20 protein-coding genes are annotated in these 26,334 nt (G+C 59.6%); 11 read left to right on the forward strand and 9 right to left on the reverse strand.

Annotation, left to right across the window (positions count from 1 at the left end; genetic code table 11):
* Window positions 1-146 precede the first annotated feature (146 nt).
* Both ACZZ0Q_RS17810 and ACZZ0Q_RS17815 read left to right on the forward strand, forming a co-directional pair.
* The gene (locus tag ACZZ0Q_RS17810; RefSeq protein WP_122492688.1) at window positions 147-1,667 is read left to right on the forward strand and encodes a fumarate hydratase; all 1,521 of its coding nucleotides are present in this window, start codon (window positions 147-149) and stop codon (window positions 1,665-1,667) included.
* A gap of 290 nt (window positions 1,668-1,957) precedes the next feature.
* Complete coding sequence (locus ACZZ0Q_RS17815; RefSeq protein WP_122492689.1) at window positions 1,958-2,269, forward strand: hypothetical protein; 312 nt, start codon at window positions 1,958-1,960, stop codon at window positions 2,267-2,269.
* 95 nt (window positions 2,270-2,364) lie between these two features.
* Here the strand turns inward: ACZZ0Q_RS17815 and ACZZ0Q_RS17820 are convergent, their stop codons facing one another.
* From ACZZ0Q_RS17820 to ACZZ0Q_RS17855, 8 genes are all read right to left on the reverse strand, one after another.
* Entirely contained in the window at window positions 2,365-2,667 is a 303-nt protein-coding gene (locus tag ACZZ0Q_RS17820) for a ribbon-helix-helix domain-containing protein (protein WP_122451933.1), read from the reverse strand.
* A 61-nt stretch (window positions 2,668-2,728) separates the two neighbouring features.
* Window positions 2,729-3,310: a DJ-1/PfpI family protein gene (locus ACZZ0Q_RS17825; RefSeq protein WP_122492690.1), complete on the reverse strand. Its 582-nt coding sequence runs from the start codon at window positions 3,308-3,310 to the stop codon at window positions 2,729-2,731.
* Window positions 3,311-3,406: 96 nt separating this feature from the next.
* Window positions 3,407-3,988 carry a DUF2846 domain-containing protein gene (locus ACZZ0Q_RS17830; RefSeq protein WP_463560802.1) on the reverse strand — a complete coding sequence of 194 codons (582 nt, stop codon included), beginning with the start codon at window positions 3,986-3,988 and terminating at the stop codon, window positions 3,407-3,409.
* 151 nt (window positions 3,989-4,139) lie between these two features.
* A complete protein-coding gene (locus ACZZ0Q_RS17835) occupies window positions 4,140-5,297 on the reverse strand; it encodes a phospholipase D-like domain-containing protein (protein WP_463541359.1) in 1,158 nt (385 codons plus the stop codon).
* Window positions 5,298-5,357: 60 nt separating this feature from the next.
* A complete protein-coding gene (locus ACZZ0Q_RS17840) occupies window positions 5,358-5,942 on the reverse strand; it encodes a YceI family protein (protein WP_463541358.1) in 585 nt (194 codons plus the stop codon).
* A 70-nt stretch (window positions 5,943-6,012) separates the two neighbouring features.
* Window positions 6,013-6,360, reverse strand: a complete 348-nt coding sequence (locus ACZZ0Q_RS17845) for an amidase (protein ID WP_463541357.1) — start codon at window positions 6,358-6,360, stop codon at window positions 6,013-6,015.
* Window positions 6,360-7,493 carry a serine hydrolase domain-containing protein gene (locus tag ACZZ0Q_RS17850; RefSeq protein ID WP_463541356.1) on the reverse strand — a complete coding sequence of 378 codons (1,134 nt, stop codon included), beginning with the start codon at window positions 7,491-7,493 and terminating at the stop codon, window positions 6,360-6,362. Before ACZZ0Q_RS17850 ends, ACZZ0Q_RS17845 begins: the two co-directional genes overlap by 1 nt.
* Before the next feature lie 101 nt (window positions 7,494-7,594).
* Window positions 7,595-8,488, reverse strand: a complete 894-nt coding sequence (locus ACZZ0Q_RS17855) for an acyl-CoA dehydrogenase middle domain-containing protein (protein WP_463541355.1) — start codon at window positions 8,486-8,488, stop codon at window positions 7,595-7,597.
* A gap of 135 nt (window positions 8,489-8,623) precedes the next feature.
* On the opposite strand from ACZZ0Q_RS17855, the gene olsB reads away from it, so the two are divergent.
* Window positions 8,624-9,379: an L-ornithine N(alpha)-acyltransferase gene (olsB, locus tag ACZZ0Q_RS17860; RefSeq protein ID WP_122451943.1), complete on the forward strand. Its 756-nt coding sequence runs from the start codon at window positions 8,624-8,626 to the stop codon at window positions 9,377-9,379.
* Complete coding sequence (locus tag ACZZ0Q_RS17865; RefSeq protein WP_463560804.1) at window positions 9,379-10,167, forward strand: lysophospholipid acyltransferase family protein; 789 nt, start codon at window positions 9,379-9,381, stop codon at window positions 10,165-10,167. Before olsB ends, ACZZ0Q_RS17865 begins: the two co-directional genes overlap by 1 nt.
* 88 nt (window positions 10,168-10,255) lie before the next feature.
* Here ACZZ0Q_RS17865 and ACZZ0Q_RS17870 read toward each other — a convergent pair whose 3' ends face one another.
* Window positions 10,256-10,828 (reverse strand): acyl carrier protein phosphodiesterase, encoded by a 573-nt coding sequence (locus tag ACZZ0Q_RS17870; RefSeq protein WP_463560807.1) that lies wholly within the window; start codon window positions 10,826-10,828, stop codon window positions 10,256-10,258.
* Between the two features lie 164 nt (window positions 10,829-10,992).
* Between ACZZ0Q_RS17870 and ACZZ0Q_RS17875 the strand changes: the two genes are divergently transcribed.
* The 7 genes from ACZZ0Q_RS17875 (at window position 10,993) to ACZZ0Q_RS17905 (ending at window position 26,173) form a co-directional block, all read left to right on the forward strand.
* Window positions 10,993-11,298: an ArsR/SmtB family transcription factor gene (locus ACZZ0Q_RS17875; RefSeq protein WP_122492701.1), complete on the forward strand. Its 306-nt coding sequence runs from the start codon at window positions 10,993-10,995 to the stop codon at window positions 11,296-11,298.
* Between the two features lie 35 nt (window positions 11,299-11,333).
* A complete protein-coding gene (locus tag ACZZ0Q_RS17880; RefSeq protein WP_122492702.1) occupies window positions 11,334-12,494 on the forward strand; it encodes an MFS transporter in 1,161 nt (386 codons plus the stop codon).
* A gap of 69 nt (window positions 12,495-12,563) precedes the next feature.
* Window positions 12,564-13,613, forward strand: a complete 1,050-nt coding sequence (locus ACZZ0Q_RS17885; RefSeq protein ID WP_122492703.1) for an alkene reductase — start codon at window positions 12,564-12,566, stop codon at window positions 13,611-13,613.
* Window positions 13,614-13,808: 195 nt separating this feature from the next.
* Complete coding sequence (locus ACZZ0Q_RS17890) at window positions 13,809-23,297, forward strand: two-partner secretion domain-containing protein (RefSeq protein WP_463560809.1); 9,489 nt, start codon at window positions 13,809-13,811, stop codon at window positions 23,295-23,297.
* A 384-nt stretch (window positions 23,298-23,681) separates the two neighbouring features.
* Entirely contained in the window at window positions 23,682-24,833 is a 1,152-nt protein-coding gene (gene dapE / locus ACZZ0Q_RS17895) for a succinyl-diaminopimelate desuccinylase (protein WP_463541351.1), read from the forward strand.
* The gene (locus ACZZ0Q_RS17900) at window positions 24,833-25,636 is read left to right on the forward strand and encodes a putative RNA methyltransferase (RefSeq protein ID WP_463541350.1); all 804 of its coding nucleotides are present in this window, start codon (window positions 24,833-24,835) and stop codon (window positions 25,634-25,636) included. The genes dapE and ACZZ0Q_RS17900 overlap by 1 nt, the downstream gene beginning before the upstream one ends.
* 153 nt (window positions 25,637-25,789) lie before the next feature.
* On the forward strand, window positions 25,790-26,173 hold the full coding sequence (locus ACZZ0Q_RS17905) for a hypothetical protein (protein WP_463541349.1): 384 nt from the start codon (window positions 25,790-25,792) through the stop codon (window positions 26,171-26,173).
* Window positions 26,174-26,334: the final 161 nt, after the last annotated feature.

Here is a 26,334-nt window from a genome sequence, read left to right on the forward strand (position 1 = left end):
TGCGTTAATCGACCAAGGTCTATCGTCAGCGGGTGCGCCAACAACGCCCTGCGCGTTATACTGCCGCGCCTTTTTTGCCTTACCGAGCCTGCCGGGCCTAGCCCTGCGCGCTTAGATGTTCCCGTGTTTAGAGAGGAGCGCGCTGCATGACCGTGATCAAGCAAGACGACCTGATTCAGAGCGTCGCCGACGCTTTACAGTTCATTTCTTATTACCACCCCGTGGACTTCATCCAAGCGATGCACGAAGCCTACCTGCGCGAAGAATCGCCAGCGGCCCGTGATTCCATGGCGCAAATTCTGATCAACTCGCGCATGTGCGCCACCGGCCATCGACCGATCTGCCAGGACACCGGCATCGTCACCGTATTCGTACGTGTGGGCATGGACGTGCGCTGGGACGGCGCCACCATGGGCCTGGACGACATGATCAACGAGGGCGTGCGTCGCGCCTACAACCTGCCGGAAAACGTGCTGCGTGCATCCATCCTCGCCGACCCGGCAGGCGCGCGTAAAAACACCAAAGACAACACCCCGGCGGTCATCCACTACTCCATCGTTCCCGGCAATACCGTGGAAGTGGACGTCGCGGCCAAAGGCGGCGGCTCCGAAAACAAATCGAAGATGGCCATGCTCAACCCGTCCGACTCCATCGTCGACTGGGTACTGAAAACCGTGCCCACCATGGGCGCTGGTTGGTGCCCACCGGGCATGCTCGGCATCGGCATCGGCGGCACCGCCGAGAAAGCGGCCGTGATGGCCAAAGAAGTGTTGATGGAGTCCATCGACATTCACGAGCTCAAAGCACGTGGCCCGCAGAACAAGCTGGAAGAAATGCGCCTCGAGCTGTTCGAGAAGGTCAACCAGCTCGGCATCGGCGCTCAAGGCCTGGGCGGCCTGACCACCGTGCTCGACGTGAAGATCATGGACTACCCCACCCACGCCGCTTCGCTGCCGGTGTGCATGATCCCCAACTGCGCCGCCACCCGTCACGCGCACTTTGTGCTCGACGGCTCCGGCCCGGCGTCGCTGGAAGCGCCACCGCTGGACGCCTACCCGGAAATTGTCTGGGAAGCCGGCCCATCGGCCCGCCGCGTCGACCTCGACACCCTGACACCCGAAGACGTACAGAGCTGGAAGCCGGGCGAAACCGTGTTGCTCAACGGCAAAATGCTCACCGGCCGCGACGCCGCGCACAAGCGCATGGTGGAAATGCTCAACAAAGGCGAAAGCCTGCCGGTGGACCTCAAAGGTCGCTTCATCTATTACGTTGGCCCGGTTGATCCGGTTGGCGACGAAGTAGTGGGCCCAGCCGGTCCAACCACGGCAACCCGGATGGACAAATTCACCCGTCAGATTCTCGAACAAACCGGCCTGCTGGGCATGATCGGTAAGTCCGAGCGCGGCCCGATTGCCATTGAAGCCATTAAAGACAACAAAGCCGTGTACCTGATGGCCGTTGGCGGCGCCGCTTACCTGGTGGCGCAGGCGATCAAGAAGTCCAAAGTACTGGCGTTCGCCGAACTGGGCATGGAAGCGATTTATGAGTTCGAGGTGAAAGACATGCCGGTAACAGTGGCGGTCGACACGAACGGCGAGTCGGTGCACATCACAGGACCGGCTATCTGGCAGAAGAAGATAAGTGACAGCCTGGCGGTCGAAATTTAGCCGCTGCTGAATCGTTAAAGGAAGGAAAAATACCCGGCCAGGCGCCGGGTATTTTTTTGGCGCCAAAAAAGTGTGAGAAAAGCGACATAGGTGATGTCGTACGCGACACTATGGCGAATGTCTTACAGACGGTAGTGGCAGGCTGACATCGCTGTAGGTAGGATCGCCTCCCAAGGAAATGACGGAATATGCGCGCATCGCCGGGTTTAGGAACCGGCTCGCTACGGATGGTTGTAAACGCTTTGCTGCCTGAGTGCAGTCAACCCGAACCATCACATTGAGCGAACAGTATGAACCGCACCCGTCGTTTTGCTTCCCTCGTTACCGCTGCCGCACTGCTGTTCATGGGCGCTCAAGCCCAGGCAGGCCAGGCCTCGGGCAATCTGGCGGTCGGCATCACCATCACCTCCAGCTGCGCGCTCAGCAGCAACGCCAACGGCCAGTCCCTGCGTGTTGAAAACCAGAACTGCGACGGCATCAACAGCTTCCGTGTTGACCGTGAAAGCAACGGCGTGCGTTCTGAAGCCCCGCTTTCCAGCAACGCTGTCAGCGAAGTGAAAGGCACCCAAGCGGCTCCGACCGTGGTCACCCTGTACTGGTGATTGTCCTACAAAAGTAAGTCATCAGCGGGTTCTTGTAAGTGATGACTTACATCGGCTAGGTTTCAGGCTCACCTAACTATTGATTCACCGGCTGCTCACGACCGACTCGCCACCAACGCCAACGGCGCCCGCTTCTCCTGCGGCTGCGCCAGATAGCGACAGCAACTCACCCGCAGAAACGACGCGAAGTTCACCACCTCGCCACGGTAGTCCATCACCTCTTCATACAACTTGCTGATCAGCTGGTTGGTGGTCATGCCATCGACCGCCGCGATTTCCGAAAGGATGTCCCAGAACTGGTTCTCCAGCCTCAACGTGGTCACCACGCCGCAGATGCGCAGCGAGCGTGAGCGGGATTCGTAAAGGATGGGATCGGCTTTGACGTAGAGCTCGCACATGCGCCCTGCTCCTGAAGTGGCGAGGCCCGACGGCAGCCGCCGAGCCTGAAAAGACGTGAGCTTACAGCGTGATGGTGGTGCCCAATAGCAGCAGAAAGCCCGCCAGCCAGTTCGGGTGCGCCGGCCACGCAGGCGCAGTCACCAGGTTGCCTTCGATGTGCGCATGGTCCACGGCAATCTCCACATAGGTGCCACCGGCCAGCTTCACTTCCGGCGCGCAGGCCGGGTAAGCGCTGCATTCGCGGCCTTTAAGAATGCCAGCCGCCGCTAGCAACTGCGCACCATGGCACACGGCGGCAATCGGCTTGCCGGCTTTATCGAAGGCTTTCACCAGATCCAGCACCTTCTTGTTTAGCCGCAGGTATTCCGGCGAACGCCCGCCCGGCACCACCAGGGCGTCGTAGTCTTTGGCCTTGACCTTGGCGAAGTCGAAATTCAGGCCAAAGTTGTGGCCCGGCTTTTCGCTGTAGGTCTGATCCCCTTCGAAGTCGTGAATGGCGGTGCGCACGCTTTGCCCGGCGGTTTTGTCTGGGCATACGGCGTGCACGGTGTGCCCCACCATCTGCAGCGCCTGAAACGGCACCATCACTTCGTAGTCTTCGACGTAATCGCCAACCAGCATGAGAATTTTCTTCGCGGCCATCGGGGTATCTCCAGCAGAGGAAAGGGCAGATGCATGCCAACCCAGCCAGTATTGCCGCGCCGTGTGGCGAACAGGTAATAAGCGACTACTACCGAATCACTGCTCGCCGAAACCCAACGCCCCCCAGAAACCCGGCGATGGCTCCATGGCAAAGCGCTGCGGCGGCTGGAACTCATGGGTGGCCATGATCTCTTTTTCCGCCAGGCTTGCCGGCACCAGTTGCAACGGCCCGTCCCCCAGCGTGGCCACGCCTTCGCCGAGTGGCGGCGGATTGAGCTCGTCATAGCGCAGGTAGTAGGTGCCGCCCGCGCCTACATCCAGATTGAAACCGGCGATGCGATTGAAATCGAGCATGCCGTCGGCCAGCGCCGTCCAGAACGAACCGAACAATGGCCGGCGCATTTCCACGGGATAACTGGCCACGTCCAGTTCCAGCACCAGGTAGCTATTGCTCGGCAGGCTGCCGATCAGGCGTTTGTTCAGAAACAGGCCGGGCGCTTCCAGCTCCTGATCCGCCCAATCGCTTTGCGGGCGATAGAGGTACACCAGCGCATGGTCTTCATCGCTGGCATGGGGCGTGAACAACGGGCCGTCATTGGTATTCAGGAAGGCGCCGGGCGAGGAGCAACCGGCGAGGCACAGCAGCAGCAAAACAAGCAGCGGGTGATGTCGGCTCAAGCGCGCATTCCTCTTATGGTTATGGCGCTGAGACTAGCGAGCGGCCCCGCTGATGACACCCGACAAAAGGCTGGGATCCACTGTTTGCAGCTTCGAGGCTAAAAATAAACACCTATCTGTAGGAGAGGCTTGAGCCTCGACTGGCCCACTGCTACTTGCGCCGATCCAGCACGTTAACCACCAACCTATCCAACCACCCCCACAACCGCTGCTGCATGCGCTTCCACAACGGCCGCGACTTCCACAGGTCCATGGTTATCTCGCGACTCTGGCCAAAGTCGTTGAGAAAACTCTGCACCACCGCCTCGGTCAGCGGCGGCTCAACGGCCTCCAGGTTCGCTTCCAGATTGAAGCGCAGGTTCCAGTGATCGAAGTTGCACGAGCCAATGCTGGTCCAGTCATCCACCAGCACCATTTTCAGGTGCAGGAAGCACGGCTGGTATTCAAAGATTTTCACCCCGGCACGCAACAACTTCGGGTAGTAGCGCTGACCGGCGAAGCGCACCGGCGGGTTATCCGTTTGCCGGCCGGTGAGCAGCAACTGCACGTCGACGCCGCGCTGCGCCGCCTTGCGCAGCGAACGGCGGACTTTCCAGCTCGGCAGAAAATACGGCGTGGCCAGCCAAATGCGCCGCTGCGCACTGTTCAAGGCGCGCACCAAGGACTGCACGATGTCGCTGTGCTGCATGGCGTTGGCATACGCCACGCGGCCCAGCCCGGCGCCGCCGACCGGCAACACCGGCAAACGCGGACGCGGCCCCGGGGAAAATGGCAGCCAGGCGCGGTTTTGCGGATTGGCTGCCCATTGCTGTTCGAACAGCGCTTGCCAGTCCTGCACCAGCGGCCCGGTGATTTCCACCATCACTTCGTGCCAGGCACTGGTCGGCTCGCCGGGCGTCCAGAAAGCGTCGGTCACGCCCGTGCCGCCCACAAACGCAACGGCACCGTCCACCAGCAACAGCTTGCGGTGGTCGCGGTACAAATTGCGTTGCCAGCGCCAGATTTTGATCGGGTTGTAAAAGCGCAGCTCAATGCCGGCTTGCACCAGGCGCTCGCGGTCGACTGCCGAAAACGCCGAGCTGCCGAAGCCGTCGAACAAGCAGCGCACTTGAACGCCACGCGCCGCAGCGGCACATAGCGTTTGCACCATCTGGTCGACGCAGGCGCCCGATTCGACCAGATAAAGCTCAAGCTCCACCTGGCGTTGAGCGCGGTCGATGCACGCGAACATGCGCGGGAAAAATTGTGGCCCGTCCACCAACAACTCGAAGCCGTTGTCGGTGCGCCAAGGATAAATACGCCCCGGCATCAGCTCTGCATCCTTTGCGCTCGCACCACGCTCAACTCCTGATTCAAAAAGGAAAACGCCTTAACGCGCGGTGAAGATCAGCACAGCGCCCACCGGCACCGACCAACTGATGGCGGAAACGCCAGCCGCTTTGCGCAGCCCTTCGAGCCCGTCGGCGAGGCCGAAGTCTTCAACCTGCAGCACCAGCGGCGCCAGGGTAACGACTTGGAAACGCTGTTCATCCAGGCGCGTCGCCAGCAGCTCGGCGCTATAGGCTTGCGTCTGGCCATGCAGTTCGACCGTTAACGGCAAGCGCAATTCCAACTGCGCACCGGGGGCCAGGTTGGCGATGGGCGCCAGGTCGAGTTGAGCGTTTATCAGGGCTTGCGGGAAGCGCTGAGTGTCGAACAACAACGTGCGCAAGCGCTCGTCGCGCAGCGGAATGCCCGTGCTGGCCGAATCCAGTTCCACCCGCAAGTTGGCCTTGCCGGCTTCATCGATTTGCCCGTGCAGCGTCAGAAAGCGATGCACCTCCGACAGCTTGCCGTTCTTGGTGGAAATAAACGACAGCCGCGAGGACTCGTTATCCAAATACCAATCGGCCTGGGCCGGCGTCAGCGCGGTGAGGACAAAGGCAGCAAGTGCACCGGTAAACAGCGAACGCATTAGAGCTCCAGGTAAGAATATGAGGCGGCACCTTAACCGCCTCACACTGACCTGCAAACCCCGTTTCGGTTCAGGATTGCGGCAGAGAATCAGCCTTGGGCAACAGCTGGCAGCCCTGGCGTTGCCCTTGCCAGGCGGCGGTTTGCGTGCTGCCCAGGCCGCGTGCGGTTACCCGCTTGTTGGCTTCATCGTCGAAGAAACCGCTGATGGGAATGTACTGCTTCACATAAGCCAGGCAGTACGGCGCCGGGTTATCCATCACATAGCGGCACGAGCAATATTCCTTGGCCGACAGCGCGCCGATGATGCCGGGAAACGCTGCCAGGTGAACGCGGTTCTGCCAGGCCAACGCGGCCAGTGCCAGCACAATCAGCAACAGCACGCTGCTGAACGGGCGACGCTTGATAAAGCTGCTCATCACTTGGCCTCCGCAGCGGCTTGAGCGGTCGGCGCGAAGGCCGCTTCAACCCGTTTCAGCAGTTCGTTATGGGAATAGGTTTTGTCGCGATCATCGGCATAACGCACCACCACCAGCTTTTGCGCCGGCAGTACATACAGCGCCTGGCCCCAATGGCCGAGCGCGGCGAAGGTGTCATCCGGCGCATCCGGCCAGGGCTTGGCGGCGCCAGGCACAGCGACGTTCAGCCACCACTGCCCGCCGGGCACCGCATCGCCTTCAGTTTCCTTGGACGGCTGGTAGTTGGCGAATGGCGTGCGGTTGAAGTCCACCCAGGCTTTGGGCAGCACTTGTTGATCAGCCCAACGGCCGTCGCGCTGCATCAGCAGGCCGATGCGCGCCAGGTCGCGGGCAGTGAGGTAGGCGTAAGAGGAACCCACAAACGTGCCGCTGGCGTCGGTTTCCCACACGGCGCTGGTGATGCCCAGCGGCTCAAACAACGCGGTCCACGGATAATTCTTGTACGCCTCATCCCCGACCATGCCGCGCAACGCGGCGGCGAGCAGATTGGCGTCGCCGCTGGAATAGACGAAGCGCGTGCCGGGCTTTGCAGCCTGCTCAAAACTGGCGGCGAACCCGGCCATGTCGCTGCGGCCGTGGGTATAAAGCATCGCCACCACGCTGGAGCGCACCGGCGCGTACTCATAGCCTTCTTGCCAACCCAGGCCCGAGGCCCAGTTCAGCAGGTGGCCAATTTTCACTTCCGGGTGAGCGTTCATGGGCGCGTAGAACTTGGCGGCTGGGTCATCCAGCTTGAACAAGCCCTTGCCATACGCCACGCCCAGGGTCGTGGCCAGGATGCTCTTGCTCACCGACCACGCCAGGTGCGGCGTGCTGGCCTTGGTCGGCCCGGCGTAGCGTTCGTAAATAACCTGACCATCGCGAATCACCAGCAGCGCGTCGGTGCGAATGCCCTTGCGGCTGTCATCGTCGCGGGTGGGAAAGGCGTAGGTTTCGAGCGATTCGATGGCTGGGCTGGCGGCGGCTGGCGTCACCGCCCAGTCGGCAGTCGGCCAGGTTTCGGCGAAGGCGTGAGGGATCGAGCACAGCAAGCCGAGCGCAAGGCTTAAACGGCGTAAGGCGGGAGCGGGCATTGGACGGCCTCTTGTTGGCAAAGGCGCCAACCCTAGCACGCGGCCGATGAACGCAAATAGCGCCGAACGTGCCGCAGATGGCGGCGGTTCGGCGCGTTACGTCAGGCCGGCGTGGCCAAGCTGGACAGCGCATTACTCAGACGCTTCTCACGGGCAGTGCGGGCGATTTCCAACAAGCCGGCGTCGCGCTTCCACAGGTTCTGCCAATGCGGATCGCCACCGGCCATGGCGGCGTCGATGTCGCCGCGCAGGCTGTTGAACTGCTCGAACAATCCGGCCAGCAGCAGATGCGTAGCGGGCTCGTTCATGCCTTGGCGCGACACTTCAGCGCTACTACTCAGCAGCGCCAACAAGCGCAGCTTGAGCGCTTGCGGCCAGGCATTGTCGCCGCCAAGGCCATACAGCCAGGCGGCCAGGGCGGTCAGCACATGTAAATCTTCCAGGGAGCGGAAGGGTTTGGCGTAAGCGTCCCAGCCATCGCCCGGCAAGCGCTCGCACTGCGCGCCTTCAAGGTGCAGGCGACCATGGCTGACGTCCGGCATCAGCGACAACGGCGGCAGCACTTCCACACGCACGCCCGGCGCGCCGTTGTAGGCCACGCACACGGCCACATGCGGCGTGTTGCCGGGCAAGTCGCTGCGGGCGGCGACCAACAGCCAGTCGGCGGCATCGGCGGCGGTCACGAAATCTTTGCGACCCGTGAGGCTCAGGCCGTCCAGGCGCACCTGCATATCGGCGGGGCGCACGCTGCGGTTTTCGGTCACGCATAACGCGCCCAGCGTCCACGGCGCCGAGGGCCATAGCGCGCGCAACGCACCTTGATAACCGGCCAGAAACGCCAGGCCCGGCGTGGCAGCCAGGCGCCCGCCCAGCAGCGCCAGTTCGAACGGCGACACGCCCTCGCCCACCTGCGCCAACAAGGCGGCGTACCACTCTTCCAAACCAGCCGTTGCCGGCAGGCGTTCGGAGCAGCCGAGCAGTCGTTGCCAGTACATAAGCGCGTCCTCGTTCATTGTCATGCAAGCATCACCAAACATTCATGGTGATGACACCGGGTGTTCCTAGCCTGAGCTTGCCCAACAAGGTCGACCGGCTGCAACCCAATCAAGCCGGCTTATGGAGGCTACTCGATGTCTACAATCGCCCGCACTCGTGACACCACTGCCGAACGCCGCCTACAGGCCGAGCGCCTGGTCGGCCCACGCGCCCTGCGTGAAGCCCAAGCCTTGCGCTTTAGCGTATTCAGCAAAGAGTTCGACGCCAAGCTCAAAGGCGCCGAACTGGGTCTGGACATGGACGATTACGATGGCCACTGCGCCCACATTGGCGTGCGTGACCTGAACACCGGCAAGCTGGTGGCGACCACCCGGTTGCTCGACCACAACGCCGCCCGCAGCCTGGGGCGTTTCTACAGTGAAGAAGAATTCAGCCTGCACGGCCTGGCGCATCTGCAAGGCCCGGTGCTGGAAATTGGTCGCACCTGCGTAGACCCGGCTTACCGCAACGGCGGCACCATCGCCGTGCTGTGGAGCGAGCTGGCCGAAGTGCTTAACGAAGGCGGCTATAGCTACCTGATGGGCTGCGCCAGCATTCCCATGCAAGACGGCGGCATTCAGGCCCAGGCCATCATGCAGCGCCTGCGCGAACGCTACCTGTGCAACGAACACCTGCGCGCCGAACCGAAAACCCCGCTGCCGAGCCTGGAAGTGCCGAGCAACGTCATCGCCGAAATGCCGCCGCTGCTCAAAGCCTATATGCGTCTGGGCGCAAAAATTTGCGGCGAGCCGTGCTGGGATCAGGATTTCCAAGTGGCCGACGTTTTCATCCTGCTCAAACGCGACGAGCTCTGCCCGCGCTACGCCCGCCACTTCAAGGCGGCGGTCTGATGAGCAAACTGCGCCTGTACGGGCGCCTCGCCAGGTTGCTGGCCACGGTGGGCCTCGGCATGCTGGTGGCGACCACCATGACCGTGGTGGAGCGCCTGCACCTGCGCAACGAAAGTGCTATTCGCCAACGCTTGACTCGCTGGTTTCTGGCGCGTCTGAGCGGCGCATTGCCGTTTCAGATAGAAGTGCTCGGCAGCCTGCCGCAACGGCCGATGCTGTGGATCAGCAACCACATTTCCTGGACCGACATTCCGCTGCTGGGCATGTTGGCGCCGCTGTCGTTTTTGTCCAAAGCGGAAGTGCGCACCTGGCCGGTAGCGGGCTGGCTAGCGAAAAAAGCCGGCACGCTGTTTATACGTCGCGGCTCAGGCGACAGCGCCCTGCTGGGTCAGCAACTACGTGAGCACTTGGAACAGCAACGCTCGCTGCTGATATTTCCCGAAGGCACCACCACCGATGGCCGCCAGTTGCGCACCTTTCACGGACGCCTGCTGAGCAGCGCCATCGAAACCGGCACGCCGTTGCAACCGGTGGCCATTCGGTATGTGCGCGAGAACCAGGTAGACGTTGAAATTGCGCCGTTCATTGGCGACGACGATTTGGTGTCGCACCTGCTGCGCCTGCTTTCCAGCGATGTGGCGAGCGTGCGTATTCACTTGTTGGAACCGATTGAAACGCTTGGCGCCTCACGCAACGTGGTGGCCAAGCAGGCGCATCGGACGATTGGCCTGGCGCTGTTTGGCGAGGCTGAGGTTGTGGATGTTGAAGACACGGAGCTCGCCGCCTGACACAAGGCCCGTAGGAGCTAGCTTGCTAGCGAACCCTGCAAACACAGTTCGAGAATTCCTTTTTCAGGGTTCGCCACCAAGGTGGCTCCTACAATAAATGCCGCGCAAACACCTGCAATTCGGGATAGAACGCGTGAAAATCCTCGGTCAGCGGCTCATACAACCCGCGCAATTCTTCCATCGCCCCGTCCAGCATCTGGGGCCGTGACAAACGTCGGCTCATGCCGAACACCACCTGCTGCAACACCTCGAACTCTTCATAACTGCCCAGCCAATCCTGCGCGGCCATGCGTGGCGCCACATAGGCCAAACGCTCAGGCAATGCCGGCTCGTTGCTGAGCACCTGGTACACGCGAGCGGTGAACTGGGCCAGCGGCTCGTCGGCGTAACGCGGCCAGTGGCGCGCCAGGCAGTGGTCGAAAAACACGTCAATCAAAATACCCGCCGTGCGCCGCCGCGCTTGGGGGAAGCGGGCTTTGGCTTGCAGCACCAATGGGTGGCTGTCGGTGAAGGCGTCGATTCGCCGATGCACGGCAATCGCCTGTTCGATGGACGCGGGAAAGCGGCCGGCCAGCGGGCCTTTTACGAAGTCGCCGTACAGGCTGCCGAGCAGTTGTTCCGGCTTGTCGCCGCCTAAGTGCAAGTGCGCGAGGTAATTCATAGGGCGAGTGTAGAGGCAGAACGGGGGTCAATCCCAGTCGCGCCGATTACTCGGGCTGATGACTACTATCGCCACGATCAATCTGTATATCGGCGAACACCGATATAAAGTTCGCCCCACGCCGATACACGCCGGCAACCTTTAGCGAACGGACGGTTACGACCATGCCAATCGACCTCGATGAAATCTTCAAAGCCCTCGCCCATCCGGTGCGTCGCCAGATGCTGGTGTGGCTGAAAGACCCGCACACCCATTTCGTTGAGCAAGAACACCACCCGTTCGAGATCGGTGTGTGCGCCGGCAAGTTCGATGTCAAAACCGGCCTTTCGCAATCCACCGTATCTGGCCATCTCGCCGGCCTGGAACGCGCCCGCTTGGTCACGCGCCAGAAAGTTGGGCAGTGGAACTTCTTCAAACGTAATGAAGAAGTGATCCAGGCCTTCATCAGCCATTTGCACGACGCGCTGTAAGCACAGCCGCCCTCGCCTTTTCTGGAGCACCTGACATGCCCCTCGCACTTATCGTTCTGGCGTTATCCGCCTTCGCCATCGGCACCACCGAGTTCGTGATCATGGGGCTTTTGCCCGACGTGGCCGCCGACCTCGGTGTGTCGATCCCCGGCGCTGGCTGGCTCGTCACCGGTTACGCCCTGGGCGTGGCCATCGGCGCGCCGTTCATGGCCATGGTGACCGCCAGTTGGCCACGCAAGGCCGCCTTGCTGGCGCTGATGGGCATTTTTATCGCCGGCAACCTGTTTTGTGCGCTGGCCGCTGACTACCAGATGCTGATGATCGCCCGCATCATCACCGCCCTCTGCCACGGCGCGTTCTTTGGTATCGGTTCGGTCGTGGCCGCCAGCCTGGTACCGGCTAACCGCCGCGCCTCGGCCGTGGCGCTGATGTTTACCGGTCTGACCCTCGCCAACGTGCTCGGCGTGCCATTGGGCACCGCCCTTGGCCAGGCCGCCGGCTGGCGCTCAACCTTCTGGGCCGTCACCGTCATTGGCATAGTTGCTCTTATCGGCCTGTGGCGCGCCCTGCCCCACCAGCACGATCAGGAAAAAGCCGACCTGCGCAGCGAACTGCGCGCCATGCGCGGCGCCGGCGTCTGGCTGGCCCTGAGCACCACGGTATTTTTCTCGGCCTCGGTGTTCGCGCTGTTCACCTATATCGCGCCGATGCTGGGCGAAGTGACCGGCGTTTCGCCCACCGGCGTGACCTGGACCCTGCTGCTCATCGGCCTCGGCCTGACCATCGGCAACATCGTCGGCGGCAAGCTGGCCGACTGGCGTCTGGGCACAACGCTGACTGGCGTATTCATCAGCCTGGCGGTGTTGGCCAGCCTGTTCAGCTTTACCGCTGGAGCGCTGATTCCCGCCGAGATCACCTTGTTTCTCTGGGCCATGGCGGCGTTCGCCGCTGTGCCCGCGCTGCAAATCAACGTCATGGCCTTTGGCAAAGACGCGCCGAACCTGATCAGCACCCTGAACATCGGCGCCTTCAACCTGGGCAATGCACTGGGCGCCTGGGTGGGCGGCGTGGTCATCAGCCGCGGCATGGGCCTGACCGACGTGCCACTGGCCGCCGCCGCGCTGGCGGTCGTCGCCCTGATCGCCACACAACTTACCAACAACGCCCGTAACGAATTGCAGCCGGTGCTCGACTGAGCCCGGTTGTTCGAACCAAGCCCTACCCCTTACTGACTCATTACTTACGACCCACTGGAGACTGTATTCATGGCGACTCTTTTTGACCCGATTACCATTGGCGACCTGCAATTGAAAAACCGCATCGTCATGGCCCCGCTGACCCGCTGCCGCGCCGACGAAGGCCGCGTGCCCAACGCGATGATGGCCGAGTACTACGCCCAGCGCTCCTCCGCTGGCCTGATTCTCAGCGAAGCCACTTCGGTTACGCCGATGGGCGTGGGCTACCCCAACACCCCCGGCATCTGGTCCGACGCGCAAGTGCGCGGCTGGAGCAACATCACCAAGGCGGTGCACGCCAACGGCGGCAAGATTTTCCTGCAACTGTGGCACGTGGGCCGTGTTTCCGACCCCAGCTACCTGGACGGCGAACTGCCGGTAGCACCGAGCGCCATCGCCCCTAAAGGCCACGTCAGCCTGGTGCGTCCGCTGAAAGACTTCGTCACCCCGCGCGCCCTGGCCACCGAAGAAATCGCCGACATCGTCGAGGCCTACCGCAACGGCGCCGAGAACGCCAAAGCTGCCGGTTTTGACGGCGTGGAAATCCACGGTGCCAACGGCTACCTGCTCGACCAGTTCCTGCAAGACAGCACCAACCAGCGCACCGACCAATACGGCGGCTCCCTGGAAAACCGTGCCCGTCTGATGCTCGAAGTGACCGACGCCGTATTGTCGGTATGGGAACCGGGCCGCGTAGGCATGCACCTGGCGCCACGCGCCGACAGTCACGACATGGGCGACTCCAACCGCTCCGCTACCTTTACCTACGTGGCGAGCGAGCTGGGCAAACGCGGCATCGCGTTTATCTGCACCCGTGAAAAACAAGGCGAAGACAGCATCAGCGCCGAACTGAAAGCAGCCTTCGGCGGCGTGTTTATTGCCAACGAACGCTTCACCAAAGAAAGCGCCAACGCCCTGCTCGCCAGCGGCGGCGCCGACGCGGTGGCGTTTGGTATTCCCTTCATCGCCAACCCGGATCTGCCAGCGCGTTTGGAAAAAGACGCACCGCTGAACGAACCGCACCCGGAAACCTTCTACGGCAGCGGCCCGGTGGGTTACATCGACTATCCGCGTCTGTAAGGCTCGCGGTTACTGTCCTGCCAATAAGGCGACCTTCGGGTCGCCTTTTTTGTGCGCGCCGAATCGTCCTAGCAAGGCCGCAGAAAGATCATGACGACGTCGCTGCGCTGTGCGGCCCCAGCCGGAGCCATCCTGCAACACCCCAGTTGAGCCTCCTTTAGTGTTCCGCAAACTCAACTTCTTCACGGACCGGCCATGAACAAGCACTGCTTTCGCCTTATCTTCAGCAAGCCGCTTGGCTTCTTGATTCCCGTCGCCGAAATCGCGACGGCCCAACGCAAACCGGGCCAGCAGCAAGCTGCTTCTTCCGTTGCTCTTGCTTCCAAACCGCCTGCCTCACCGCTGACGCGCCTCGTGCTATCTCTGCTATTGACCGGCGTCCCTAGCTGGGCAGCAGCGGAAATTTTGTTGGATAGAAACACGGCAGGCACCCACGTCATCAGCTCAGCCAATGGCGTTCCGGTGATTGAGATTGCCAACCCCAATGGCAATGGCCTTTCCCACAACCGCTTTGGCCAATTCGACGTGTCGCAACCGGGCGTTATTTTCAACAACAGCATGGTCAACGGCACAAGCCAGATCGGCGGGGCGGTGCTGCTTAACCCGAATTTGAAACGCACGGCCAAGGCGATTCTCACCGAGGTGACCGGCAATGAGCCCAGCTCGATTCGCGGCACATTGGAAGTGTTTGGCGATGCAGCGGATTTGCTGATCGCCAACCCTAACGGCCTAACCTTGAACGGCGTGACGACGCTTAACAGCTCGCGGTTAACGCTGAGCACGGGGCGTGTTTTGGATGCTGTGGGCGACCTGCAGTTGCTGATCGATGAAGACAGCGGTGAGGTTGTGATTGGCGCCGATGGCTTGAACACGTCGGGCTTGAGCTACTTCGACATCATTGCTCGCTCGGTGGCTTTGCAGGGCGCAGTGGGCTCCGCAGACCTGCAAACAGACATGCAGGTTGTGGCTGGCCAAGGTTCTTATGACGTGGATTCTCACGCCTTTACCGCGACGGCTGGAGCGCAGAGTTCTGGCCTCGCTATCGCCGGCTCGGCAGCGGGTGCGATGCATGGGCGTTTTATCAAACTGATCAGCAGCGACAGTGGCGCTGGCGTGCGGCATGACGGCCTGATTCTGGCGGCGCGGGATATTCAAATCAGTGCGGATGGTGATGTCAGTCTCAAAGACACTGGCGCCGGTGGCTCGATTGATATCGCTTCGACTGGCCGACTGACCAACAGCGGCACGCTAAGTGCGGATGTTGATCTGCGCATTGCGGCACGCGATGTGGCTAACGAAAGAGACGGCTATTTGGCAGCGGCCGATCAGGTCCGAATTGACGCAACCAGACGGTTTTCCAATGATGGCGTGATTCGCGGTAACGACATTGCCGTATCGGCAACCATGTTGAGCAACAGCGGCATATTCCTCGCCGCTGACAAGGCCGGGTTCAACGTCACCGAGCAACTTCGAAATCACGACGGCGGCAGTATTTATGCTCAGGCGTTAACGCTGGATGTCGGCAGTTTGCTCAACGACGCCGCGACACTAGCGGGCGTTAAAACAGTCTCCATTCAAGCTGGTAAATCGGTCGATAACACCAAAGGCGGCATGATTACCGGTGAAACGGTAAGCGTAAAAGCCAGCGACGTTCGCAACAGCGACAAGGCGCAAATCCAGGGCAAGGATATCGCCCTGACGGCAGAGAAAAGCTTCACTAGCAAAACCCTGGGCTCCATTCAGGCGACGCGAAATCTGTCTTTCGATGCCGCACTTTTCACCGCCTCGAGCAGCGAATTACTCGCCGGCAATGACCTCTCGTTAAACGTCGGTGATTATCAAAATAGCGCCACCATCACCTCCTTCAATACCGCCAGCCTCTCGCTAAAAAACAACGCCAATCTGTTCATTGATGCAGCGTTCAAAGCCCCACAAGCCGCCAATCTATTCACCTTGTCGGCCCATAACATCACCATCACCGACGAGCTCAACGCCGCCGGCTCGGTGCTAGTCAATTCCTCCGGCGACGTGCGAAACCAAGGCGCGGTCATCGTCGGCAAGACCTTACTAATTTCCGCCAAAGGCCTGATCGAAAACGCCCCCGGCAAGCTGATGTGGGCCGGTGAAAACCTGAGCCTGCAAGCCGGCACGCAACTGCTCAATGGCATCAGAAGCCAATTGCTGGCCATGGGCGACATGAGCCTGAGCGCGGGCGAAAAAGTGCAAAACCATGTGGGCCGCATCGAAGCCCAGGGCAATTTATGGATCGATACGCCGTTGCTGGAAAACCTCAGCCAAAGCACGGGCGGGGTCGTCAAAGTGGGCGTGGACGAAGAGGACGTGTGGCTTTCCAAAGCCAGCAGTCTGATTGAGCGCGATTACTGGAACATTAAAATCGACCTGCCGATTTACGCCTCAAACCTGACGGTCGAGCAGGCGGTGATCAAAGCGGGCAAAGACTTGCTGCTCAATCAGGGCCAAGCCAATGACAAGGGCGCCACGGTTCATAATCTGGGCGGGTTGATGGCGGCGACGGGCAATGTGCTGGTTGATGGCCATCTGAATAACGAAGGCATGTTCGCGTCGAAAACTTTAGTGGACATCCTTAAATCCTCGCCGACGCAGTACTACTGGAGTAATTCGCTGGCCGGCAGTCCTACCGGTAACAAACATTACGCCGATGGTCTGTACGGCTTGCTGAATGACTTTTTCAGCCCCAACGGCGGCAGTAGCAACTGGGTCGAAACGCTCAAGTTAGTGGAAGAGCCTGGGGTCAACCAAGTGCTCAGCGCCGTGTTAGGTGCCGACTGGAAGGCCCGTAGCCATAGCGACCTGCGCGGGCGCTGGGCGGCGTTCAAAACGAACGCTGCCGATAAAACCCAGAACTACTACGCCGACACCCAGGCCGAAATTTCCGCAGGCAAATTGTTGCTGCAAGGCGGCGGTTCGTTCACCAACGGCGACGGTGCGGACGTCAGCCAACAAAAGCCGATCACCGTTCAGGTTGGCAGCGAAAGCGTAGAAACCCTCGACGGTGAACTGGACGCCCAGTTCAACCGCGACCACGCCGAAAAAGCGCTGAGCCAGCATCTGCAAAATCCACTGTTCCGCCCAAGCCAACCAGCGGCTGATGGCGATGCCTTTGCGCGAATCAGACCGCTGTACGAAACGCGCGTGAGCTACATCGACCAGAGCCAATTTATGGGTTCTGAGTACTTCCTCAACAAGATCGGCTACGACGCCCTCAAAAGCGTCACGGTGTTGGGCGATGCGTATTTTGATCATCAGCTGATCTTGCAAAGCGTCGAGCAACGGCTGGGGAATTTCTTTGAGCAAACTCAGCGGCTGGGCGGTACGGAGCTAGTCGGGCATCTATTGGATAACGGCGCAGAACTCATACGAACAAGTGGTTTCAGCTTCGGCCAGCCGCTCACCGCCGAGCAGATCGCCGGGCTTAAAGACGATGTGGTTTGGTACGAAAACCAACTCGTAGATGGCCAGATGGTATTGGCGCCGCGCCTGTATTTGAGCCAACAAACTCTCGCGGTCCGCGATCAAGACGCCAAGAGTTCTGCCCTGGTCGGCGGCGACACAATCCTGATCGACGCCGAATCGGTGGCCAACGTAAACGGCACCATTCGCGGCAACACGGACACGTTTATCTACTCAAAAACCGACATCAACAACGTCTCGCTCGGCGGCGCGCAGGCGGGCATTTTCGCTGGTCAAGGCGGTGAGAACGAACCGTCTGGGCAATTGGTGATTGCTGCGCAAGGCAAGGTGCTGAACCAGGGCGGCGTGCTGAGCGGCTACCAGCAAACCGTGGTCGGAGGCGACGGCGTGACCAGTTCGGCCACCACCGGCTACGACAAAAACGGCTACCTGTATGTGCGTGATAACGGCGTGATGGGTACGGCGTTGAGTGCGGATAAAACCCAGGACGAAAGTCCAGCCGCTGAGCCAGAAAAACCCCAGCCTGACGTAGCCGACGCGACGGACAAGCCAGAAAAAAAACCTATCGTTGTAGCTCACCCTGACGTGCGCGCCATCTTCGAAGAACGCCTCGCTTCCGGCCCTGTCGATACTGAGCAAGGCTCGTCACTCAGCGTCATTTCCGGCGGCGACATCGACCTCATCGGCGCCATCACCCAGTCCGACAACGTCCTGCTGCAAACCAGCGGCAACCTCAATATGAAGGATCTGCACGAAGCGCGTTCCGCCTTCGATGCGGTGGGCGCCACAGGCTTCTTCTCGCAAGTGGACGTCACCGAAATGGCCGCCTCAGCCAACTCGGTCGGCAATACGCTCAACACTAAAAACCTCACCGTTCAGGCGCAAGGCGACTGGAATATTACGGGCGGTGAAATCAATGCCGAGACCAGCGCCGTGCAAGTCGGCGGCGATATGAACGTGGCGGCTGGCAAAGACCTGGCCTATCACCAGAAAACCGTAAAAACCACGCAGCTGGTCATTAGTGCCGGCGTCGGTGCAGGGGGTTATGAAGCCAATGGCATGTGGGGCTCGGCGGCTGCGATCGACACCCATTTGGCCTCGCCATTCGACGGACTTGGGGACGACACCCAGGTTTCGCCAAGCCTGAGAGGTGAGGCGAGCGCCGGCCGCTCAGCTGCTTCGCAGGCTTTGGCCAGCCAAGGCACTGGAGGCCGCACAGGCGCGAACAAAGGCCGAGGCGGTACCAGCGGGGCCAACTTGAAGGTCGGCATTGAAACCGTAACCACCACCGACACCAGCGAATCCACCACCTTGCGCAATGCCCAATTGAACCTGGGCAGCGGCAGCGTGGATGTGGGCGGCACCTTGGACATAGGAGGCGCAGACATCAACGCCGACTATCAACTAAGCCCTGAAGAGCGGGCGAAGATGACCGCCGAACAACGGCTCGCGGCCACCGAAGCGATGCCCACGCTGGACATCACCGCAGGCGACATCCAAACCACGAAATACGAAAACACCGAGAAAACTACCCACACGCGCGAAGAGTTGTTTTTGGGCGTCACGGCCGAAGGGCATTCCTCGTTATTGGACGTCGCGACGCAAGCCGCCCAAACGGCGCATAAAGCCTTGGGCACCGATGCGGTGAACGATCCCAACGCGCCGCCAGCCTCATCAAAAACCTTGGCCACCCAAGAAGGGCCCATGGAAATCGACCCGACCCTGACCGCCATCGCGGCAGCGGGTTTGGCCACGCAGGTAGCGTTTAGTGAAACCGTTGGTGGCTCTGTGACGGTGGGCATGCAGCACACTACCGAGACCCGCGAGAGCGAAAACCGCGCGGAAAACATCAACCAAATCGGCGGCAACATCAGCCTCACCAGCACCAAGGGCGACATCGCCCTCAACGGCGTGAATCTGCAAGGCGGGAAGGTCTCGATAAAGTCCGCTGGCGGCTTAACCCAAACAGCGGCAAAGAGCTCGAGCTCCAGTAGCGAATCCACCACCACTCACACCGCAGGCCTCACCGCCAGTGTCGGCGCAGCACCGACGGGCGTCGGCATGGGCCTATCGGCAGGTGCCAGCGGCAGCTACGACGAAACCACGCGCAGCACCACCAGCTACAACAACGGCCTAATCAGCGGCACCGAAATCAGCATCGAAACTGCCGGTGACCACAACCTGATTGGCTCCAACATCAAAGGCAACCAAGTCAGCGCCAAGATCGGTGGCAACCAAACGATCACCAGCGTGCAAGACACGTCGGACATGGACCACACCCGAGACAACTGGAGCGCCAGTGTCGGTGTAGCCATCACCACCGATGGCATCGTGCAAGGCACCGCCAGCGCTAGCGCCTCCGGTGGCAAAGATATCGACAACAGCAAGCTAACGGCCGAACAAGCCGGCATCAGCGCCGACAGCCTGGGCCTGAACGTCGCCGGCAACCTGAATATGACCGGCTCGCACATCACCTCGAAACCGGGGCAGGGCAGTGTCAACGTCGGTGGGAGCATCACCGCAGAAACTCTGCAAGACGGCCGCAACAAAGATGGCGGCTATGCCGGAGGTGGTGGCGGTGTCAGCAAAAACGGGATTCCGACGGTAACGCTGGAATTCGGCCGCGTAGACCAAGTGCATTACATCGCGGACAACCAAGCCACCATCGATGTGGGCGAGCCAAACAAAGTTAGCGCTGCCGGCGGCATCAACGGCAGCCTCAACACCGATGCCGACAAACAGCTCAACGTGCTGCAAAACAAACGTGTTGCCGGTACCGACGTGAAGATTGAAATCTCCGTCAGCGATGCCCAGGAAATCAAAGCCGGCATTAAAAAACTCTTCTCGCCCAAAGCGGGTAGCAGCCGCCATATCGTCGATGCGCCGAACGTGCGTGCATACGGCAGCGATGCTGATACCCATCAAGTCACCCAGCAAATCGACGCCCCCAAACCTTCAACGCACAGCTACGCCGACATCGACGTGCCAAACGCGAAACAGAACTTCGACCAACGCGTGATCCTCAACACCGACGTCAACGACCCGGTAGTCAGCAAGGCCGCGCAAAACCTGGCGAACAAGCACCCCGACAACAGCGTGATCATCGACGGCAATTACAAAGTGCTAAGCGGCACGCTGGCCGAAGGCGGCAGCAAAAAAGTGGAAGTTGTTGGCCACAGCGACGGCCTGAAGATCGGCGGCTTGGACGGCAACCAAATCATCGATGTGGTGCAACAGCTCAGCAATAACGACAAAAGCAACGTCGACAAGCTGACTCTGGTGGGTTGCGGTACGGCGTGCGCTAAAGAGGGCGCCAGTTTAGCTAGCGGTGTGAGTGGGTTGCTGCAACAGCAGGGTCTAACAACGAAAGTGAAAGGCTATGACACGCCGGTACTCATTGATAACCAAGGACATAAAACAGTCGTCGCAGAAGGTACGTCTGGCGCTTTGGGTAACGATGATCCATTGCCGATACCCCAACCTAAGAAAAACACACAACATCAATCAGATAAAACCGAACTTGCCGCAACAGAACAAAAAAAACCTGTCGAAAGTGTGATATGGAAAGCCGAACGCGACGGATTCATTCAACATGACACGGCGAGTTACCTTGACGCTTTACACAGTAGGATCTCTGAAAAGCTTAATGATGGTCCGGCTTTGCTCGGCGAACATCATGACAGTCCGAACTCTATCATCTTAATAAAACAGCTGATCGCGGAAAAGAAAGTTGATCGTATCTTGTTCGAGCTGCCTCCTCTGGAAACCCTCTCCAGCTTCGCACAATTAGACACAACGAAAAGCGCGTTGAATGAAAAAGGCTTCAAATCGCTCGACGAATATTTCAGCGACACATCTGACGCAGAGAGAAATACAGATTTTTACAAACAGGCGCAGCAAAATGTCCTGAAAAATCTGCGCGATACTTCTGGCGAATCACTCTACCCCGCCGTGTCGAATGCTATGAAAGCGGGTGTTAAAGTGGACTTCATCGACGGCGCCGGAGATATGGACAGCGACAACTTTTCCAACATTAGCGAATTGTCGGCCAAGAACACCTATATAACCAACAAACTCAGCATCGACGCGAAGTATACCGAACCCCGGGTATTAGCTTTGCTGGGCGCTGACCACCTGAGAACCTATGTGGGTATCGACGGAACTGTAAAACCCGCTGTACAACAAACTCTCAACATCCCCCAGGATCGGGTATATCAGACAGCCCCTTTATTCCACGACCACCTCACCGGCGAGCGTTTTTTCCCTTGGTCTGACCTCGGTACGAACAAGAGCAATACCGCCGAAATGTCCACCTACTTCCCGTACAAACAAACATCAGCAGATCAACCTTATGAAGCCCGAACAAACAAAAGTCATATAATCATTGACGCCTCTGGTGGAACTGCAGAAACTCAGATCAAGGACCTCACCAACCAACGCCCATCATCTACCATACTATTCAAACCCTCCGAAAACGGAAGCATCCAGTACATATCGGGCCAAAGGCTCGACATTGACGACCTACCCACCAAAGCCTATTTATTTGGAAAAGAAAGTAGCGACAGTACCAAACTAGATCGCTTACTTATGTTTGCAAGTTTCACGGCAGGTGCAGATCTAGCTGACTTCACGGTTAAAAAGATTTACACCCAAGACACGCAGACGCCTGTAGCGAGCAAAGCAGATATGAAAGAAAAGGCAATCGTCGCCAGCAAAAGCACCGACTCAGCCGCCGAGCGCCTCAATGGCGAGGCTGCTAAAAAGCCGGACTCCGCAGACCACACGATTCCCTCCGGCGAAGGCAAGGCGACGATGGCTGACCCGGCGTCCGCAGGTGCCACTGGCGCCGCTCAACGCGCCGGCCAGGAGTCCACGCTGGAACATAAACAGGCTAAGGACCTTGCCGCTCTGCCTCTTATTGACTATATCGCCGATGCCATGGAGAAAGGGGCTATCAGCTCGAAAACGCAAGCTTACCTTGACAAGGTCAAACTTATAATCTCGGAACAACTCACCTCCGGCCCCGTATTCTTAGGGGAAAATCACGGATATCCAGATGCGCCATTATTAGTACATCAACTTGTTGCCGAGAATAAAATAAAACGACTTGTATTGGAAACTCCCTCACTCGGCAAATTGCTAGACAACCAAAGGGCTTTGGAAATTAGCAGTTTTATGAGCGCGAATAACATCGCTTCTCAGGACGAGCTCCTTGCCAAGCACCCAGAGTTAGTTCAAGACCCTCAACACTTCAAAGAAATAATGCGTTGGAATGACATGGTAAAACCTATTGCCGTAGAGCTAAAGGGTGCCGGATGGGCGTCATTGGAAAATTATCTGGCCACCTATAAGCCGACCGATACACAAACAGAACTTCATCGCCAGGCGCAGCAGTTATTCAACGAAGCGACCCACGTGGTTGGAAACGCGCAACAAAACTTTCTGGCTTCTCACGCCCTTAGCGTTGGCGCTCAAATAGCATTAATTGATGACGGCCGGACCAAACTCAAACAGACAAAAACTGGCACTGTAGCTGACGACGACGGCGACTCGTTTCACCAAAGAAATGTTCACATGGCCGACACACTTAAGCGCTATCAGGTTCAGGACACCGCCGGCACACTTGGGCTTTTTGGACTGGACCATCTTAAAACATTCCTCTCCAACAACGGCACCCTAAAACCGGCTTTACAGGAGTTACTCCATATACCCGAGGCTCGGATTCACCAGATCATGCCAATGTTCGAAGATCACCTAATGGGATTGGATTACTACCCGTCACTGACCCAGCCTACAGCGACGAGTGCGGGTGCATCACTCACTCGTCCTTACAAGTTAAAGCCCGGCCTAAGCCAACAAGACATCACAAGCGGCGAAGGAATTTATCAGGAGCGAAAAAACAGAAGCCACGTCATTATCAATCTGGCCGGAGACAAAGCGAAACCTGAAGTAGCCGACATTCAGGTAAAGCATCCCTCAAGCCATATTACTTTCCAAAAAAGTCCCACTGGATTGCAATACGACTCCGGCCTGGCGGTTGACTTCATACCTAGCCTACCAACTAAAGTCTTTATCTTGCGTGATCCAGCCATGCCAAGTCGTTCTACACGCGCTGTTTTAGATTTGGTGGCGCGGATGCTGGGCAGGAACAAAGAAGTCTTAACAGTAAAGGAGCGGTACATCACCAGCGAAACTAATGTAAACATCGCCAAGGACGCGCCGCCTAAATAATGAGCGGAACCAAATTTCGGCGGTTTTAAGATGGAGCAAGACGCGTCGAGCGAACCGCCGAAAATGCCAATCTGAATGCGGCTGTCTGGTAAAGACATACCAGGCTGACCAGGCACCCTAAGACGCAGTGCCAGCCGCAGCCCAAAGCTTTCACCCGAGCGACAGCAGCGCCGGGTATGGCATGCCATTTCCAACCGCCGCTGCAAGAATCGCAGCCGCCACCGTCGAGCGTAGACGGCGGGGCTGCAGCATGACTGCTCTGGATTGTTTCCCTACTGCGCCTCTGCCTGCCGCCCCCCCTCCTCACGCATTCCCCAAGGCACCCCGCCTTGATATTGCTAGAATGCCCACCCTCAATTTGTACGCCGCCGTTGGAGCTGCTTCATGACCGTCGTTTCGTCCCCGCTTTCGCCCACGTTGCAATTGGCTTGCGATCTGATCCGCCGTCCTTCGGTGACCCCAGTGGATGCCGATTGCCAGGCGGTGATGATCGAGCGGTTGCGGGCGCTGGGTTTTGCCATTGAGCCGATGCGCATCGAAGACGTCGACAACTTCTGGGCCACCCATGGCGGCGAAGGTCCAGTGCTGTGTTTCGCCGGCCACACCGACGTGGTGCCAACCGGCCCCTTGCAGGCGTGGCAGCACGCGCCGTTCGATGCCAAGGTCGATGAAGACGGCATGCTCTGCGGCCGTGGCGCGGCAGATATGAAAGGCAGCCTGGCGTCGATGATCATCGCCGTGGAGCGCTTTGTGGCGGACCACCCCAACCACAATGGCCGCATCGCCTTTCTGATTACCAGCGACGAAGAAGGCCCGGCGCACCACGGCACCAAAGCCGTTGTCGAGCGTTTGGCGGCACGTAACGAGCGCCTGGACTGGTGCATTGTTGGCGAACCGTCGAGCACCACCCTGGTGGGCGATGTGGTCAAGAACGGCCGCCGCGGCTCGCTCGGCGCCAAGCTCACCGTGCGCGGCGTGCAAGGCCATGTGGCTTATCCGCATTTGGCGAAAAATCCGATTCACCTGGCCGCGCCGGCCCTAAGCGAATTGGCCGCCGAGCATTGGGACGATGGCAATACATTCTTCCCGCCGACCAGCTTCCAAATATCCAACCTCAACGCCGGCACTGGCGCCACCAACGTGATTCCGGGCGAGCTGGAGGCGGTGTTCAATTTCCGTTTCTCCACCGAATCCACCGTTGAAGGGCTGCAGCAACGCGTGGCGGTGATTCTCGATAAACACGGCCTGGACTGGCATGTGGAGTGGTCGCTGTCGGGCTTGCCGTTTCTCACCGAGCCGGGCGACTTGCTCGATGGCGTGGCGGCGGCGATCAAGTCGGTTACCGGCCGCGACACCAAGCCGTCCACCAGCGGCGGCACGTCCGATGGGCGCTTTATCGCCACCCTCGGCACCCAAGTAGTGGAGCTCGGCCCGGTCAACGCCACCATTCACCAGATCAACGAACGGGTTCTGGCCAGCGATCTCGACACCCTCACCGAGATCTACTACCAAACTCTCGTCAACCTGCTCGCCTGATGCTCGCCTGCCCCATTTGCAGCGCGCCGCTGCACGCGGTCGACAACGGTGTCGCCTGCCCAGCCAACCACCGTTTCGACCGTGCGCGCCAGGGTTACCTGAACCTGTTGCCGGTGCAGCACAAAAACAGCCGCGACCCTGGCGACAATCAGGCCATGGTCGAAGCGCGCCGGCGTTTTCTCGAAGGCGGGCATTACGCACCGGTGGCCAAGCGCCTGGCTGAGCTGGTGGCCGAACGCGCCCCCGCCCATTGGCTGGATATCGGCTGCGGTGAAGGCTATTACACCGCGCAGGTGGCCGACGCCGTGCCGACTGCCGAGGGCTACGCGCTGGATATCTCCCGCGAGGCGGTGAAGCGCGCGTGCAAACGCAGCACCCAGCTCACCTGGCTGGTGGCGAGCATGGCGCGTATTCCCTTGAGCGATGGCAGCTGCCAGGCACTGATTAGCGTCTTCAGCCCGCTGGACTGGCAAGAAGCCAAACGCGTGCTCAGCCCCGGCGGCGGCTTGCTGCGCATCGGCCCGACCAACGAGCACCTGATGGAATTGCGCGAAAAGCTCTACGACCAGGTGCGCGACTACAGCGATGAAAAACACCTGGCCCTTGTGCCCGACGGCATGCGCCACGCCCACAGCGAAACGCTGCAATTCACCTTGAGCGTGGACAGCGAACAAGCCCGCGCCGACCTGCTGGCCATGACGCCTCACGGCTGGCGCGCCAGTGCCGAGCGGCGCGAAGCGGTAATCGCCGCCGCGCTGAAGGTCACCGTTTCCATGCGCTACGATTGGTTTGAACGAGTTTGAAAGATCCTGCGCATCGGCCATGCGTCGTTAAAAACAAGCTCGGGTTGCTCATTGGCTACAGCCAACTCCGCACCCTCGTTTGTTTTTGCCTAGCCTGACCTTCGCTCGGAGACTTTCCTCCATCACTGTAAGGCCCCGAACAAAGAGAACCCCATGCGCCAACCCGACATCGAAATCTACGTAAAAGACGCCGACCACAACGCCATCACCGACTGGCTGAGCAAGGCGCTGGGCCCGTGCTCGGCGTGGCGTCAGCAAGGGCAAACGTATAAATGCAGCATCGCCAGCAGCGAAGGCCCGATCCCCGTGACCTGGCTGCCCAAAGCCGTGGGCAAGTGGAACAGCCTGTTTCTGGAAAGCGACATCACCCCGTGGGACGACGACCTCGCCTGCGCCCGTGCCGCCTTCGCTGCGCTGAACGTGGAAGTGCGCTGCGCACCGGGTGGCTGGAGTGAGGAAGAAGCCGAAGAACAGGCTGATCGCTGGATTCGCATCAGCGCCGATGGGGAAGAAGAGATTACCTGGCATACCAGTTGAAGCGGATTCCCACGACTGTCGTTTGCAGGGATCGTGGCTAAAGCCGCTCCTACAGATGACGCAGAACCTGTGGGAGCGGCTGGGCGGCATTCCGATTAGCCGCGATGCTGTTGACTGTTGAAGGCAAAAAGCCCCGCACGAGCGGGGCTTTTTGTTGGGTA

Source organism: Pseudomonas sp. AC070 (assembly GCF_979258635.1).

Excerpts from the sequence above, each read along its gene's own strand:
- dapE (WP_463541351.1), top strand. The coding sequence starts at position 23,682 with ATGACCGTCGTTTCGTCCCCGCTTTCGCCCACGTTGCAATTGGCTTGC.
- ACZZ0Q_RS17885 (WP_122492703.1), top strand. The coding sequence starts at position 12,564 with ATGGCGACTCTTTTTGACCCGATTACCATTGGCGACCTGCAATTGAAA.
- ACZZ0Q_RS17845 (WP_463541357.1), bottom strand. The coding sequence starts at position 6,360 with ATGAGCAGCTTTATCAAGCGTCGCCCGTTCAGCAGCGTGCTGTTGCTG.
- ACZZ0Q_RS17890 (WP_463560809.1), top strand. The coding sequence starts at position 13,809 with ATGAACAAGCACTGCTTTCGCCTTATCTTCAGCAAGCCGCTTGGCTTC.
- ACZZ0Q_RS17875 (WP_122492701.1), top strand. The coding sequence starts at position 10,993 with ATGCCAATCGACCTCGATGAAATCTTCAAAGCCCTCGCCCATCCGGTG.
- ACZZ0Q_RS17810 (WP_122492688.1), top strand. The coding sequence starts at position 147 with ATGACCGTGATCAAGCAAGACGACCTGATTCAGAGCGTCGCCGACGCT.
- ACZZ0Q_RS17825 (WP_122492690.1), bottom strand. The coding sequence starts at position 3,310 with ATGGCCGCGAAGAAAATTCTCATGCTGGTTGGCGATTACGTCGAAGAC.
- ACZZ0Q_RS17820 (WP_122451933.1), bottom strand. The coding sequence starts at position 2,667 with ATGTGCGAGCTCTACGTCAAAGCCGATCCCATCCTTTACGAATCCCGC.
- olsB (WP_122451943.1), top strand. The coding sequence starts at position 8,624 with ATGTCTACAATCGCCCGCACTCGTGACACCACTGCCGAACGCCGCCTA.
- ACZZ0Q_RS17900 (WP_463541350.1), top strand. The coding sequence starts at position 24,833 with ATGCTCGCCTGCCCCATTTGCAGCGCGCCGCTGCACGCGGTCGACAAC.
- ACZZ0Q_RS17865 (WP_463560804.1), top strand. The coding sequence starts at position 9,379 with ATGAGCAAACTGCGCCTGTACGGGCGCCTCGCCAGGTTGCTGGCCACG.
- ACZZ0Q_RS17855 (WP_463541355.1), bottom strand. The coding sequence starts at position 8,488 with ATGTACTGGCAACGACTGCTCGGCTGCTCCGAACGCCTGCCGGCAACG.
- ACZZ0Q_RS17850 (WP_463541356.1), bottom strand. The coding sequence starts at position 7,493 with ATGCCCGCTCCCGCCTTACGCCGTTTAAGCCTTGCGCTCGGCTTGCTG.
- ACZZ0Q_RS17815 (WP_122492689.1), top strand. The coding sequence starts at position 1,958 with ATGAACCGCACCCGTCGTTTTGCTTCCCTCGTTACCGCTGCCGCACTG.
- ACZZ0Q_RS17905 (WP_463541349.1), top strand. The coding sequence starts at position 25,790 with ATGCGCCAACCCGACATCGAAATCTACGTAAAAGACGCCGACCACAAC.
- ACZZ0Q_RS17840 (WP_463541358.1), bottom strand. The coding sequence starts at position 5,942 with ATGCGTTCGCTGTTTACCGGTGCACTTGCTGCCTTTGTCCTCACCGCG.
- ACZZ0Q_RS17870 (WP_463560807.1), bottom strand. The coding sequence starts at position 10,828 with ATGAATTACCTCGCGCACTTGCACTTAGGCGGCGACAAGCCGGAACAA.
- ACZZ0Q_RS17835 (WP_463541359.1), bottom strand. The coding sequence starts at position 5,297 with ATGCCGGGGCGTATTTATCCTTGGCGCACCGACAACGGCTTCGAGTTG.
- ACZZ0Q_RS17880 (WP_122492702.1), top strand. The coding sequence starts at position 11,334 with ATGCCCCTCGCACTTATCGTTCTGGCGTTATCCGCCTTCGCCATCGGC.